At 70.4% G+C, this 14,575-nt stretch carries 11 protein-coding genes; 7 read left to right on the plus strand and 4 right to left on the minus strand.

Translation table 11 applies throughout. From position 1 onward, the window contains the following. Positions 1-1,620: a regulator gene (locus ACIBTX_RS25020; RefSeq protein WP_357169162.1), complete on the plus strand. Its 1,620-nt coding sequence runs from the start codon at positions 1-3 to the stop codon at positions 1,618-1,620. 40 nt (positions 1,621-1,660) lie between these two features. Further along, positions 1,661-2,047, plus strand: coding sequence for an AtzH-like domain-containing protein (locus ACIBTX_RS25025; protein ID WP_357169165.1), 387 nt, complete (start codon positions 1,661-1,663; stop codon positions 2,045-2,047). Between the two features lie 132 nt (positions 2,048-2,179). Here ACIBTX_RS25025 and ACIBTX_RS25030 read toward each other — a convergent pair whose 3' ends face one another. Together ACIBTX_RS25030 and ACIBTX_RS25035 are read right to left on the minus strand one after the other, a co-directional pair. Beyond that, positions 2,180-2,461, minus strand: coding sequence for a hypothetical protein (locus ACIBTX_RS25030; RefSeq protein ID WP_357169168.1), 282 nt, complete (start codon positions 2,459-2,461; stop codon positions 2,180-2,182). Positions 2,462-2,473: 12 nt separating this feature from the next. Beyond that, positions 2,474-3,307 (minus strand): hypothetical protein, encoded by an 834-nt coding sequence (locus tag ACIBTX_RS25035; RefSeq protein ID WP_357169171.1) that lies wholly within the window; start codon positions 3,305-3,307, stop codon positions 2,474-2,476. Positions 3,308-3,902: 595 nt separating this feature from the next. Here ACIBTX_RS25035 and ACIBTX_RS25040 point away from each other — a divergent pair. The 3 genes from ACIBTX_RS25040 (at position 3,903) to ACIBTX_RS25050 (ending at position 8,431) form a co-directional block, all read left to right on the plus strand. After that, entirely contained in the window at positions 3,903-5,366 is a 1,464-nt protein-coding gene (locus ACIBTX_RS25040; protein WP_357125488.1) for an endo-1,4-beta-xylanase, read from the plus strand. 167 nt (positions 5,367-5,533) lie between these two features. Continuing rightward, a complete protein-coding gene (locus ACIBTX_RS25045) occupies positions 5,534-7,318 on the plus strand; it encodes a hypothetical protein (RefSeq protein WP_357169174.1) in 1,785 nt (594 codons plus the stop codon). Between the two features lie 39 nt (positions 7,319-7,357). Then, positions 7,358-8,431 carry a glycosyltransferase family 2 protein gene (locus ACIBTX_RS25050; protein ID WP_357169177.1) on the plus strand — a complete coding sequence of 358 codons (1,074 nt, stop codon included), beginning with the start codon at positions 7,358-7,360 and terminating at the stop codon, positions 8,429-8,431. 22 nt (positions 8,432-8,453) lie between these two features. Here the strand turns inward: ACIBTX_RS25050 and ACIBTX_RS25055 are convergent, their stop codons facing one another. Then, positions 8,454-9,389 (minus strand): hypothetical protein, encoded by a 936-nt coding sequence (locus ACIBTX_RS25055; protein WP_363660868.1) that lies wholly within the window; start codon positions 9,387-9,389, stop codon positions 8,454-8,456. A 102-nt stretch (positions 9,390-9,491) separates the two neighbouring features. Then, complete coding sequence (locus ACIBTX_RS25060) at positions 9,492-11,240, minus strand: cellulose binding domain-containing protein (protein WP_357169183.1); 1,749 nt, start codon at positions 11,238-11,240, stop codon at positions 9,492-9,494. An 854-nt stretch (positions 11,241-12,094) separates the two neighbouring features. On the opposite strand from ACIBTX_RS25060, the gene ACIBTX_RS25065 reads away from it, so the two are divergent. Beyond that, complete coding sequence (locus ACIBTX_RS25065) at positions 12,095-13,630, plus strand: pectate lyase (protein WP_357169186.1); 1,536 nt, start codon at positions 12,095-12,097, stop codon at positions 13,628-13,630. A 211-nt stretch (positions 13,631-13,841) separates the two neighbouring features. Then, positions 13,842-14,531 carry a TMEM175 family protein gene (locus tag ACIBTX_RS25070; protein WP_357169188.1) on the plus strand — a complete coding sequence of 230 codons (690 nt, stop codon included), beginning with the start codon at positions 13,842-13,844 and terminating at the stop codon, positions 14,529-14,531. Positions 14,532-14,575: the final 44 nt, after the last annotated feature.

Genomic DNA, 14,575 nt, shown 5'->3' on the forward strand with positions numbered 1-14,575 from the left:
ATGGTCTCCTCGAAGTCCACCGTCGTCCCGCTCCCGTTCTGGGTGCGTGGTGACACCAACGCGTTCTTCGGTTTCGGCGTCAACGTCCTGGTCAACGTGCTCACCCTGACCGGGCTCTGCATCGGGGTGGTGAAGCTGCCCGAGGGGGAGGTGTTCGGCACCATCCTGCCGGCGCTCGGCATCGCCCTGGTCGCCGGCAACATCTACTACACCTACCTGGCCCGCCGCCTGGCCCGTCGGGAGAACCGCACCGACGTGACGGCCCTGCCGTACGGGCCGAGCGTGCCGCACATGTTCATCGTCATCTTCGTCATCATGCTCCCGATCTACCTGCGCACCCAGGACCCGCTCCGGGCCTGGGAGGCCGGGCTGGCGTGGGCCTTCATCATCGGCGTGATCGTGCTGATCGGCGCGTTCGTCGGCCCCTACATCCGTCGGTACGCGCCCCGGGCGGCGCTGCTCGGCACGCTCGCCGGGATCTCGATCACCTTCATCTCGATGAACCCGGCCGGGCAGATGTGGCGGATGGCCTGGGTCGCCCTGCCGGTCTTCGCGCTGCTGCTGATCGGCCTGCTCACCGACACCAAGCTGCCGTTCAACTTCCCGATCGGGCTCGCGGCCCTGCTGGTGGGCACCGCGATCGGCTGGGCCGGCGGGGCGATGTCGGTGCCGGACGTGACGGCGGCCGCCCGGGACATCGCGGTCGCCGTACCCTCGTTCAAGCTGGACCTGTTGTTCACCGGGCTGTCCGACATGGCGCCGCTGCTGGCGACGGCCATCCCCCTCGGCGTCTACAACTTCACCGAGGGCATGACGAACGTGGAAAGCGCGGCGACCGCCGGGGACAACTACAACCTGCGCAGCGTGCTGCTCGCCGACGGCGCGGGCGCGGTGATCGGCGCGGCGCTCGGCTCGCCGTTCCCGCCCGCCGTCTACGTCGGCCACCCGGGCTGGAAGGCCGCGGGTGGCCGCAGCGGTTACTCGATGGCGACCGGCGTGGTGATCGCCGTGCTCTGCTTCCTCGGCATGTTCGGACTGCTCGCGGCGATCTTCCCGACGGCGGCCATCGTGCCGATCCTGCTCTACATCGGCCTGCTGATCGGGGCGCAGGCGTTCCAGGCGACGCCGCGGGCGCACGCCGCGGCCGTGGTCGCCGCACTGGTGCCGAACATCGCGGCCTGGGCGACCGGGCAGATCGACAACGCGCTGGCGGCGGCCGGCACCAGCGCCGCCGCGGTGGGCGACGACGCGCTCAACGGCGCCGGTGTCGTGTACGACGGGCTGCTGGTGCTGGGGCAGGGCGCCATCCTTGCCGGCCTGGTGCTCGGCGCGGTGGTGGTCTTCGTCATCGACAAGCGGTTCGTCCGCGCCGCGATCTTCGCCGGCTCGGGCGCGGTGCTGTCGTTCGTCGGGCTGATCCACGGCGAGCGGGTCGAGTGGAACGCCAACGGCCAGGTGGCGCTCGGCTACCTCTTCGTCGCGGTGATCTGCGCGGTCTTCGCGCTCGGTCGTCCCACGCCACGCGAACCGGACCCGGAGGAGGCCGAGTTGGACGAGGCGTCCGCGCCGGCCGCCGATCGGGCGGCCGACGAGCAGCAGACCGCGGCGGCGCGTGGCTGAGCCGCCGGGCCGACCCGACCGGATGGAGAGGACGGACCGGATGGAGATCGATCGCGCGGACGTGGTCGCCGAGGTGGCGGCGGCCTTCGGCGGATACGAACGGGCGCTCGTCGACGGTGACGCCGAGGCGATCTGCGGGTACTTCTGGGACTCCGACCGGACGGTGCGGTTCGGCCTCGCCGACCATCAGTACGGGCTGGAGGAGCAGCGCAAGTGGCGGGCCGCGCAGCCACCGCTGCCGGCCGGCCGCCGGCTGGTCGAGACGAGGGTCAGCACATTCGGCGCGGACCTCGCGGTGGTGACGACCCGATTCGGGTACGCCGACAGCTCCGCCACGGGACGGCAGACCCAGACCTGGGTACGCCTGCCCGTCGGTTGGCGGATCGTCACCGCCCACGTCTCCGAGCCCGCGCCGAACCTCGACTGACCGGTCGACGGGCCGGCACCGGCCGGACGTGGTCGCAGCCCCGGTGCGGCCCGGCGGTCGACCGTGTACCGGTCGCTGTCCGCCGCGCACGACGAAGCGCCCCGTCCGCCGTGGACGGGGCGCTTCGTGGCGTCAGCCGGACGGCGTGCCGGGCGTCGGACGGTCCTCGTCGCCACGGGGCAGCGGCGTGGCCACCTCGATCCGGGGTGACCGGTCCGGCGGAAGGTGCGCGAGGTCGGCGATGACGACCACGTCCACCTCGCCGTCGACCATCTTCTGCTCGACGGTCTCCCACGGTGCGCGGATGATCCCGTTCAGCCGGTAGTCATGTCGGCGCAGGTGGTTCAGACACGTCGCGATGGCGTGTTCCGACGGCTCCATGTCGGCGGGTACCCAGATGATGGCTAGCTCCATGATCTCTCCTGATCAACGTCGTGGACGTGGATGGGTGATCAGGAGCTGCCGGGGCGGCGGGGGACCCCGCTGGACGGGTCGACTGGTGGCCCGACTGTCGAAGGGACCGACGGCGCCCCCTCGACGCAGCGGCCCGACGGACGGCGGCGTGTCGGTCGCCGACGCTGTCAGGTCGGCGCCCCCGGCACCGGTGCTGGTGGGCGCGGACACGAATGCCAGTGCCAGCGCGGGTTGCGCCGGTAGCGGACGGGGGGTCGGGATCGGCGGTGATGACGGTTCGGCGGTCATCGCCGCCCGCCCGCGCGCCGGCATGCGACGGTCGGCGGCGTCGGCGCGGGATGCCCGCACCGTCACCGGTGCCGACGACGGCGGGGTGGCGCGCGTCGTCGACGAGGTGACCGGCGTCCCCGCCTCCGGTGGCGGGGACGATCGCCGGGTACGGGGTGCCCGGGTGGGCGTGGGAGCGGTAGGTCCGCCCGTCGACGCCGGTGACGTGGTCACCAGCGGCAGCGGCAACGGCAGGGAGCCGGTGGTCGGCAGCGGGACTGCCGTCGGCAGAGGGAGCGCCGTCGGCACCGGGACAGTCGTCGGCAGGGGGAGCGCCGTCGGCAGGGGCAGGTCGAGGTGCGATGGAGTGTCGAGCAGGTCCCGCGCCAGCGATCCGACGATGCCGCCAGCGGTGGCGGTCTCCACCGGTCCGCTGGTCGTCGGCGTCGGCGTCGGGATCGGGATCGGCGTCGGCTCGGCGGAGGCGGGCTCGGCGCCCAGGGCGGCCGCGAGCGCGGCCGCGCCGAGTGCCACCGCGCCGAGGGCCACCGGCGGCGGGCAGTGCTTCGGCGGCGTCACGCGGGTGCCGCCGACCGCCGGGTCGGATCGGCCCCGGCACGTCGCCGCCGCCCGAGCGGTCGCTCGTCGACCCGCGGCGTCCCACCCATGAGCGGATTGTTGCCCCTCGGGAACGCGGGCTACACCTGTCGCCGGCCGATCGACGTCGCGCGCGGTGAGAGGGCGGGGCGGGCTGGCCCTGTGAGCGATAACAAGGATCGCTTCCATCGATACTGCCGCACGGTCCGGCCGCTGTGACCCCGTAGCAGCATCGTCGTGAGTCACTGCGGCCACCGCGGCGTATGTCCGGCTCGTTACATCTTGACGAACAGCATGTTATCGCTCACCCTCGATGCAGAGGTCCGCGGCGTCGGTGGCTCACCGGGCGAGTCCCGTGGTCGCGCCTCGACGCGCGGCGTCCCTCCGGGCAACGGACGCCGTCTCAGGACTCGTGCGGTTCCCGGCGAACGCCGGCCGATTCCGCGTGTGCCGGTGCGAGGTGGCCCAGGATGACCGTCCCGGATTCCTTGGCCCAGCCGGCGCGCGCCGCCGGGAACAGGTCGTCCTGAGCGAAGTGGCACCTCACCACCGCCGATGCACCTACAGAAGGATCGACATGAGACCTAGAAAAGCTCTGCTGGCGACGGCGACCCTCGCGGTCGCGCTGACCGCGGGTATGACGGTCGCGCTGGCACCCATGGCCAGCGCCGGAACGACGTTGAAGGCGTCGGCGGCCGAGAAGGGCCGCTACTTCGGCGCCGCCGTCGCGACGGGCAAGCTCTCCGACAGCCAGTACGTCAGCATCCTGAACGGCGAGTTCAACAGCGTCACCCCCGAGAACGAGATGAAGTGGGACGCCACCGAGCCCCAGCAGGGTCGGTTCAGCTACACGGGTGGTGACCGTCTCGTCAGCCATGCCCAGGCCAACGGCATGAGCGTGCGCGGACACGCGCTGCTGTGGCACGCCCAGCAGCCGAGTTGGGCGCAGGGCATGTCCGGCACCGCGCTGCGTAACGCCGCCATCAACCACGTCACCCAGGTCGCCACCCACTTCCGGGGCAAGATCTACGCGTGGGACGTGGTGAACGAGGCGTTCGCCGACGGCGGCTCCGGCGGGCGACGCGACTCGAACCTGCAGCGCACCGGCAACGACTGGATCGAAGCGGCGTTCCGCGCCGCCCGCGCCGCCGACCCGGGCGCCAAGCTCTGCTACAACGACTACAACACCGACGGCATCAACGCGAAGTCCACCGGCATCTACAACATGGTCCGCGACTTCAAGTCCCGCGGCGTGCCGATCGACTGCGTCGGCTTCCAGTCCCACCTCGGCACCACGCTGGCGAGCGACTACCAGGCCAACCTGCAGCGCTTCGCCGACCTCGGCGTCGACGTGCAGATCACCGAGCTGGACGTGATGACCGGCTCCAACCAGGCCAACATCTACGCCTCCGTGACCCGCGCCTGCCTCGCCGTGGCGCGCTGCACCGGCATCACCACCTGGGGCGTGCGGGACAGCGACTCCTGGCGCGGCTCCGACAACGCCCTGCTGTTCGACCGGTCGGGCAACAAGAAGGCGGCGTACACCTCCGTCCTCAACGCTCTCAACGCGGGCAGCGGCACCCCGACCACCCCGCCGCCGGGCTCCGGGGTCGACACCACCGCCTGGTACGTCCTGATCAACCGCAACAGCGGCAAGGCCCTGGACGTGTACGAGCGGGCGACCACCGACGGCGCCCGGATCGACCAGTGGACCCGCAACGACGGCGCGTGGCAGCAGTGGCAGTTCGTCGACTCGGGTAGCGGCTACTACCGACTGAAGTCCCGTAACTCCGGCAAGGTGCTGGACGTCTACAACCGCTCGACCGCCGACTCCGCAGCGGTCGTGCAGTGGACCGACGGCAACGGCACCAACCAGCAGTTCCGGCTGGCCGATTCCGGGGGCTACGTGCGCCTCATCAACCGCAACAGCGGCAAGGCCGTCGAGGTGCAGGGCGCGTCCACCGCCGACGGCGGCAACGTCGTGCAGTACGCGGACTGGGGCGGCAACAACCAGCAGTGGCAGTTGGTCAAAATCGGCTGACATCCGTCGATCGAGTCGGCGCGGTGGCGCGGACGCTCGTCGTCCGCGCCACCGTTTCCGCTCCCCGCAGCGTCTATTGGTATGCGGCCGTTGCGTCGTGCGCGAGAACACGCCACGCTTCGGACAGCAGATGGACAAGCCCGGCACTATTGGAGAGCATCAATTTCATGATTATCCGGTCCGCCACCCCGCCACCAACCTCGGAAGACGTGCCCCCCGAGGAGATCCCCGAGGATCGGCCGCCGGCCGACTGGGGTCGTTGGAACTGGGCGCGTTCCGAATGGACCGTGGCGGTGGCGGCGAGCCTGCTACTGGCGGTGGTGCTGACCTGGCCGACCCTGCGCCACCCGGCGACCACGATCCCCGGCGACCTGGGTGATCCGCTGTTGCAGGCGTGGCAGGTCGCCTGGTCGGGGCATGCCCTGCTGAACAGCCCGGGTGACCTCTGGAACTCGAACACGTTCTACCCCGAGACGTACACGTACGCCTACAGCGACACCCTGCTCGGGTACGCCCCGATGGGGATGCTGGGCTCCGGTTTCACGGCCGCCGTGATCCACTACAACCTGCTGTACGTGCTGCTGCACGCGCTGGCGTCGTTCGGGGCGTACGCCCTGGCACGGCAGCTCGGCTCGAACCGTTGGGGCGGCGCGGTCGCCGCCGTCGCCTGGGCGTACGCGCCCTGGCGGCTGGCGCACTCGGGGCACCTGAACATCCTGTCCAGCGGGGCGATCGCGCTGTCGCTGGCCATGTTGGCCCGTGGCCACGGCTGGTCGCTGCGCCACGGGTACCGGCCCGAGCTGCGCAAGCCGGGCTGGGCGGTGGCCGGGTGGCTCGTCGCCGCCTGGCAGGTCAGCCTCGGGTTCGGCATCGGCCTGCCGCTTGTCTACTTCCTGCTGGCCACGGTCCTGGTGGCGGCCGGCTGCTACGGCTGGTCCTGGTGGCGCAAGCGGGAACGGCCCCCGTTCGGCCGGCGGCTGCTGATCGCGGATCTCGTCGGCGGCGGGGTGTTCGGCCTGGTGACCCTGCTGCTGGGCATGGTCTACCTGCGCGTCGTCGACCTCAACCCGCAGGCCGAGCGGACGCTGGACTGGACGAAGATGTTCTCGCCCCCGCTGATCGGGTTCGTCACCGCGCCCGCCGACTCGTGGCTGTGGGGGGAGCGGCACGCCGGCGCGCGCGAGCAGCTCTCCTGGCCGCCGGAGATGGCGCTGCTGCCGGGCATGATGGTGATCGGGCTGGCCGCGGCGGGTCTGTTCCTCTCGGCGTACCCGCTGCGGCACCGGGTCGCGCTGGGGCTCGGCGTGGTCGGCACCGTGCTGTTGGGGCTGGGCGCCACCCTCGGCGGTGACGGGGACCCGGGCTACCTGACCCTGTCCACGCTCCTGCCGGGCTGGGACGCGTTGCGGACGCCCGGCCGGATGATGCACTGGACGAGCCTGCTGCTCGCGGTGCTGGCGGCCGGCGCGGTGACCGCACTGGCCGAGTCGCTGCGACAGTCCACGCCCCGCCAGTGGGCGCGGACCCTCACGCCGCTGGTCCTGTTGATTCCCCTGACGGTGGTCACCCTGGAAGGCGTCAACTCCACGCCCCACCTGACCGTGCCGCCGCCGCCGGCCGCGATGCGGACGGTGCAGGACCCGATCCTCGTGCTGCCGGCCGGCGGGGTGGGCGACCTGACGTACATGTTGTGGACGACCGACGGGTTCCCCCGCGTGACGAACGGTCTCGCCGGCTTCGAGCCGGTCAGTCAGGCGCAGACCCGGACGGCGGTGGCGTCGTTCCCCGATCCGGTCAGCGTCGCGCACCTACGGGGGATCGGCGTGCGGTCGGTGGTCGTCGTGCCGAGCCGTGCCGTGGGAACGCCGTGGGAGAGCATCGCGACCCGACCCATCGACGGGTTGGGCATCACCCGGGAGGATCTCGATGGCACGCTGGTCTACCACCTCTGACCGCGTGAACGGCGGATGCCCGGGTACGGGCGGGGTGAGGTGACGAGCATGCGACTGTCCGTCGTGGTGCCCTGCTTCAACGAGGAGGCGTCGGTCGAGCGGCTGCACGAGACCGTGTGCGCCGCCCTCGCCGAGCTGCCCGACGTCGAGGTCGAGGTGGTGTACGTCGACGACGGCAGCGAGGACGGCACTCTCGAGGCGCTGCGTCGGCTCGCCGCCGCCGATCCGACCGTCTGCTACACGTCGCTGAGCCGCAACTTCGGCAAGGAGGCGGCGATGCTCGCCGGGTTGCAGCGCGCCACCGGTGACGCGGTCGTCATCATGGACGCCGACCTGCAGCATCCGCCCCGGCTGCTGCCGGAGATGGTGACGCTGTACCAGCAGGGCTTCGACCAGGTGATCGCCCGGCGGGACCGGCGCGGCGACCGGTTCGTGCGCATGGTCGCCTCCCGGTCCTTCTACCGGGTGATCAACTGGTGGATCGACGTGCGCCTCCAGGACGGCGCGGGCGACTTCCGCCTGCTGTCCCGGCTCGCGGTGGACGCGATACTGGCGATGCCCGAGTACAACCGCTTCTCCAAGGGCCTGTTCTCCTGGATCGGCTTCCGTACGGCCGTCGTCGCCCACCCCAACGAGACCAGGCAGGCCGGGCGGAGCAGGTGGACGCTCAGCAAGCTCTTCAACTACGCGTTCGACGGTCTGTTGTCGTTCAACAACCGGCCCCTGCGCCTGGCCATCTACGGCGGCCTGTTCCTCACCCTCATCGCGCTGGCCTACATGGCGTGGGTGGTCGCCGACGCCGTCGAGAAGGGCATCGACGTCCCCGGGTACACGACGATCATCGTCAGTGTGATCGGGCTCGGCGGCATCCAGATGACCATCCTCGGCGTGATCGGCGAGTACATCGGCCGGATCTACTACGAGACCAAACGTCGACCGCACTACCTGGTGCAGGAGACCGAGTACCTCCTGGCCGAGACCGGCGAGGCGTCGCGGCGGCCGGTGCCGCCCGCGCCGCGCTCTCCGGTACGGGGCCAGCGGGTGACGTTGGCCCGGGAGAATCCCCTCTCCCGGCCGGCGCGGCCCGACGTCGGCGACCGCGACCGGAGCTGAGCTGAGCGGGGCCTGCGGGCGGTCAGCGCCTGCAGGCCCGGCACGCTGTGCGGGTACGGAGGTGGTAGTCGCTGGACGCGGTGAGGAGGCCGAGCCCCAGGAGGCAGTACGCCGACATGGCCACCCAGAGGAACGCGTCGGAGAATTCGCTGGCCGACCCGGACGCCACCTGCGCCATCCCCATGCCGAAGTAGGCGACGATGGCCGCCCCGAGCCCGAATCCCGGCACCAGCAACAGCCGGCGGGGAATCCGACGACCGGCGAGCAGGGGAACCCATCCCGGCCAGACCTCACCCCAGTGGTGCACCAGCGCCAGCGGCAACAGCACACCGGCCAGCACCAGACCGATCTCCAACCCGATGATGGAGGCGTCCTGCGCCACGTTGTCGAAGCCCACCACGGCCTGCGCGGCGAAGCGGGTGACGAGCCCGGCCACCGCCACGTACGCCGCCCAGCGTGCCCACGGCGCGGGCGTCGAGCGTCGGTGGCCGGGTCGGACGGTGCGGCAGCAGGCGGGGCAGTCGCCCCGGGTGCGGCGCTGATAGTCGAAGACGGCCAGGCCGAGGAGCGCCGCTCCGGTGGCGCAGCCGAGCCGGCTGGCGAACGCCACCGGGTCGAACGACGGGCCGGGCGCGAACAGCAGGAGGCTCACCAGCTCCGGCAGTAGGATCGCCGCCGCCGCGACCAGCGCGCCGGCGACGATCCAGGCCAGCCCCGCGAGCGCCGGTCGCCAGGTCGCCGTGCGGTCCAGGGCGACCGTCACCGCGCCCGCGACCAGGCACAACGCCACCGACCGCCAGCCCGTGAAGCCGAGCAGGTCGGACCCGAACGGTGGGAATTCCGGCGGCGGGCCGACCGTCCACACCAGGCGTAGGCCGCCGTAGGCCACGGCCCAGCCGAGCATGGCGTACGTCAGGCCGTGGCCGCTGCCACGGGTGCGGGGTGCCGTCGTCGTCATGCCTGTGATCCTCGCGGCGTCTCCGCCGCCGGGCTTCCCTCCGGCCGGGGATGGCGCTCCCCGGCCGGAGGGATCTGGCTCACGCCCGCCGCCTCCCGGCGGTCAGAGCGTGAACACGAGGGTCGAGATGCTCCGCGCGCCGACGTTGATGGTGGCCTGGCCTCCGTTCACGCTTGTCGGCTGGCTCGCCGCGTTGGCGTTCTGCGAGGTCAGGTAGTACTCCGCTTTGCTGACGTTCTGCGGGGCCTGGATCACGGCGTTGTTGACCGCGCTGTTCGACCGGTTGAGGATGACCAGCGTGATCTTGCCGTCCCCCTGATAGGCCGTCACCTCCAGCGGGGACGCCTTGGAACTCTTGGTCAGGGCCACCCGCTGGTAGCCCGGCCGGACGTACTTGGCGTACTGGGAGAACGCGTACCCGCGCTTGAGCGGGGCGCCGGCCGTGGTGCCGTAGGCCGCCTCGCCGTCACCGATGAAGGAGTAGTAGCGCTTGCCGTACCACCAGATGTAGGCGGCCCAGTTGGCCTCCATCGACCTGTGCACCGTCCGCATGATGTCGTCGAGCGTCTCGTTCCAGACGGCCAGGTTGCTGGGGTTGCCCCAGATGTTCGAGCCGCCGCCGTCCGCCGCGTGCAGGTTCCACTCGGTCATCCACACCGGCTTGTTGTACTGGGCGGCCAGGTTGTACGGCGCCAGCCGTCCTGCGGACTCGGTGCCGTACAGGTGCCCGCCGATGTAACCGATGTTGTTCCGAGCGGTCGCGTCGTTCAGGGTCGGGTCGGTGTAGCCGTAGTTCAGGTTGACCGCCTCGGCGACCATCAGCTTGCTGTTCTGCACCTTCGAACCCTGGTCGCGGACGAAGGTGCGCAGCTCGGTGCCGCTCCAGTCCATCGAGTCGTAGTCGGGGTGCCAGTCCGGCTCGTTCTGCACGGACGTGACGTCGATGGTCACACCCTGACCCCGCATGTACTGCACATAGCTGTTCAGATGGTTCGCGTAGTCGTCGTAGTAGTCGGTCTTCAGCTTGCCGCCGCCGGTGCGGCTGTTGTTGGTCTTCCACGCGGCGGGTGCGGTCCACGGCGAGGCGAGGATCTTCACGTTCGACCCGTACGCCTTCGCCGTCTTCAACGAGTTGACGTGGGTCGCCCATTCGCTGGACTCCGGCGAGAGGCCGGTACGCACGATGGACAGGCCGAGCTGGTTGGCGCCCAGCCCGACCAGCGTCTGGGTGTCGGTGGTCGACCAGGCGCTACCCCAGATGGACTGGGCGGCCCCGAACCCGTCGACGGTCTGGTACCTGGTGTTGCTGTTCACCGTGATGTCGGCCGGGCCGGTGGGCGGTGGGGTGGTCGGTGGCGGTGTGGTCGGCGGTGGCGTGGTTGGGGGCGGCGTGGTCGGTGGCGGCGTCGTCGGGGCCGGTGTCGTCGGCGTCGGCTCGCCGGTGCACGTCACGCCGTTGAGCGCGAAGCTGGACGGATCGGGGTTGCTGCCCGTCCACGAGCCGTTGAAGCCGAACGACGCGGTGCCGTTGGTCCCGATGGCGCCGTTGTAGCTGACGTTCTTGGCGGTGACCGCGGCGCCGCTCTGGGTCAGCGTCGTGTTCCAGGCCTGCGTGACGGTCTGTCCGGCGCTGTAGGACCAGTTCAGCGTCCAACTGCTGACCGGGTCGCCCAGATTGGTGATGGTGACGTTCGCGCCGAAGCCGCCCTGCCACTGCGATGACACGGCGTAGTTCACGGCACAGCCGGCGGCTGCGGCGCCGGCGGGCGCGGCCAGTGCGACCGCCGTCGATGCCAGCAGGACGGCGCCCGCCGACACCAGGGCGGCGTTGGTGACCCTTCGTTTTCTCATCAGACTTCTCCCGAGGTGGTGGTGGTGGCGGCCGACGCGTCCGGGCTGGTCGGTTCGGAGAGCGTCGGTACGCCCGGCGTCGCCGGGAGCGCTCCCAAGCGCGCGAGGCGGGGGCTGTCGGATCTGCTGTCCGGATCAGCCGGGCCGGTCACCCTCGACCTGCCGGTCGCCGAGCCCCACGCCGCGACGATTCGCGGAGGGGGTCACCGGGGGAACGCCGGTGCGGCGGCCGGGAGTCGACGCCGGATCGGCCCTCGCGCCGGCGGTGCTGTGGGGCGCGACGAGTGACGATGCGACGAGCGGGTCCGGCGGGGCTGCGGCACCCTCCTTTGTCGACCGGCTCGTGGGGCGGGCGGCCGCTCTGCTCATTCGCGGCTCGCGGGTGAGTGCCGCACAGCGAGCGCGCGAAACAGTTTCTCGTAGCCAGGAATTTATTTCGTTCAATGCCCCCTTGTCAACGCCACACCACCCCGCCCTCGCTCCTCTCTCCCCGCCCCCCCGGTGATCATGAAGTCGTTGCCGTGGTTGTCGGCGTGTCGTGGCGATAACTTCATGATCACCGGAGCCCGGGGGGTGCGCTGCAACAAACCTGCAAGCGGTAGGTGTTGCTTCACGGAAAACGCTTTCCTACGATCGTGTCACGTCGATGTTTCGTCCCCGGATCGAGTGGGTGCGCCTCGGGCGCTGTCGGTTGTGTGCCGCTTGGCCAGCGGCTCCGCCTCGGACGTCAGGGTGGCGGCATTGCCGACGATCGATGCGTAATTGATTGTCGCCTATTCCGGGTCGGGTGACGGCCGTCCGCTGACGCCTTCCGACATCGACGCGTCACACCGATTCTTCGAAAGTGAGGCGAGATGAGACGAACACTCGTACGCCGTCTTCCGGCGGCACTCGTGACGGTGGCTGTCGGGGTCGCGGCCGGCGTGACTCTTCAGGGTCCCCGGCCGGCGGCGGCGGTGGGCGCCGCCACCGGTTACGCCACCCAGAACGGCGGGACCACCGGTGGCGCGGGAGGACAGACGGTGCGCGCCAGTACGGGCACCGCGATCCACGCGGCCCTGTGCGGACGGGCCAGCAGCAGCACCCCGCTCACCATCGAGGTCACCGGGACGATCAACCACGGCAACACCAGCAAGGTGTCGGGATCGAGCTGCAGCACGGCGGACGGCGTGATCGAGCTGAAGCAGATCAGCAACGTCACCATCATCGGGGTCGGCAGTGGAGCCGTCTTCGACCAGGTGGGCATCCACATCCGCGACTCCCGCAACATCATCATCCAGAACGTCACGGTCCGGAACGTCAAGAAGTCGGGTTCGCCGACCTCCAACGGCGGGGACGCCATCGGCATGGAGAGCGCCGTCCGCAACGTCTGGGTCGACCACGTCACGCTGGAAGCGTCCGGCGGGGAGTCGGAGGGGTACGACGGCCTCTTCGACATGAAGAACGACACCCAGTACGTGACCCTGTCGTACAGCATCCTGCGCAACTCGGGGCGCGGTGGTCTCATCGGGTCCAGTGAGAGCGACCTGTCGAACGGCTTCGTCACGTTCCACCACAACCTGTACCAGAACATCGATTCCCGTACGCCGTTGCTGCGCGGCGGCGTCGCCCACGTCTACAACAACAGCTACGTGAGCCTGAACGAGTCCGGTATCAACTCCCGGGCCGGGGCCCGAGCCAAGGTCGAGAACAACCACTTCCGCGACTCGAAGGATGTCCTGGGCACGTTCTACACCGACGAGCGCGGCTACTGGCAGGTCAGCGGCAACATCTTCGACAACGTCACCTGGTCCAACCCGGGCAGCGACAACTACCCGGCTGGCCCCAATCCGACGTCCATCACCACCGTCAGCATTCCGTACGCCTACCGGCTGGACGGCGCGAGCTGCGTGCCGAACGTCGTCGGCCAGACGGCGGGCGCCAACACGGGCCTGCGGGTGTCCGACGGAAGTTGCTCGCCGCAGACGCCAGCGCCCACCACGCCAGCGCCCACCACGCCAGCGCCGACCACGCCGCCACCCAGCGGGACGAATCTCAGCCTGGGTGCCGGCGCGGACGGTTCCAACAAGGCCAGCGGGACCAGCTACGGCAACGTGCGCGACGGCGACATCGCCACCTACTGGTCGCCGGCCGGCTCGACCGGTTCGATCTCGATCAAGTGGGGATCCGCTACACGGGTGTCCCGCGTGACCATCCGGGAGCCCTCCGGCACCCAGGGCTCCATCGGGTCCTGGCAGCTCGTCAATCACGACACCGGCGCCGTCCTGGCCTCCGGTGCGGGTGCGGGTGCGATCACGTTCGCCGCGACGACGCTGAGCAAGATCACTTTTAAGATCAACAGCTCCAGCGGTACGCCCCGGGTCGGCGAGTTCGAGACGTACGCCAGCTGACCATCCGGTGGCGGGCGCGTCGGGCACGCGGTGAGGAGCGGTATTCCGCAGAGGTATGAAGATGACCCTGAGGAATGCCGCTCTTCAACCCGTCGCCATGGCGCGCCCGGCAACGGCCCGTGGCCGTGGTGAAGAGCGACGACCGGCTCAGGCCGGTGCCGCGATCCGCAATCACGTTCGGTTGTCGCGGCGTCACTGTTAGCATGCGGCAATGTCCGCAGGTCAACGGGGGATCCAGGCAGGCGACGGTGATCCCGCGGTGACCGACGCGGGTCGCCTGGCGGCGTTCAGCGACGGCGTGTTCGCCATCGTCATCACCCTGCTGGTGCTCGACCTGCGGGCACCGGATTTCCACGAGGGCGGGCTGGCCGAGGGGCTTCTCGGTGAAGGGCCGTCATACCTGGCCTTCGTCGTGTCGTTCATCTACGTCGGGGTTCTCTGGATGAACCATCACGCCGTGCTCCAGTTGGTGCGGGGCACCACCCCGGCGTTCAGCTCGATCAATCTCGGCATTCTCTTCGGCGTGGTGATCATTCCCTTTCCCACCGCAGTTCTGGCGTCGGCGCTGGCCGACGGCAACACCGACGACCTCCGGGTCGCCGTCGTCCTGTACGCGTTCGCCGCCTCGCTGATGTCGGCGCCCTGGTGGGTGCTCTTCTCCTATGTCCGCCGCCACCCGGCGCTGCGGGCCGACACCATCGGCCAGGACCAGGTACGGGTGCAGGAGTTCCGCCCGATCGTCGGCCTGGTCCTCTACGGCCTGACCGGTCTGCTTGGCTGGCTGGTGAACCCGTTCCTCGGCCTGATCGGCGTGGTCGTGATGATCATCTTCCACGGCGCCACCAGTCAGGGGCTCCGCTCCGGGCGGTGGTGGCCGGGGCGCGCCACCCACCGACGCTGACCCCGCCGCACCTCGGTTCGCGCAGCTCGCGGCGTTGCGGCTAT

The organism is Micromonospora sp. NPDC049359, from assembly GCF_044466585.1.
GTDB lineage: Bacteria > Actinomycetota > Actinomycetes > Mycobacteriales > Micromonosporaceae > Micromonospora.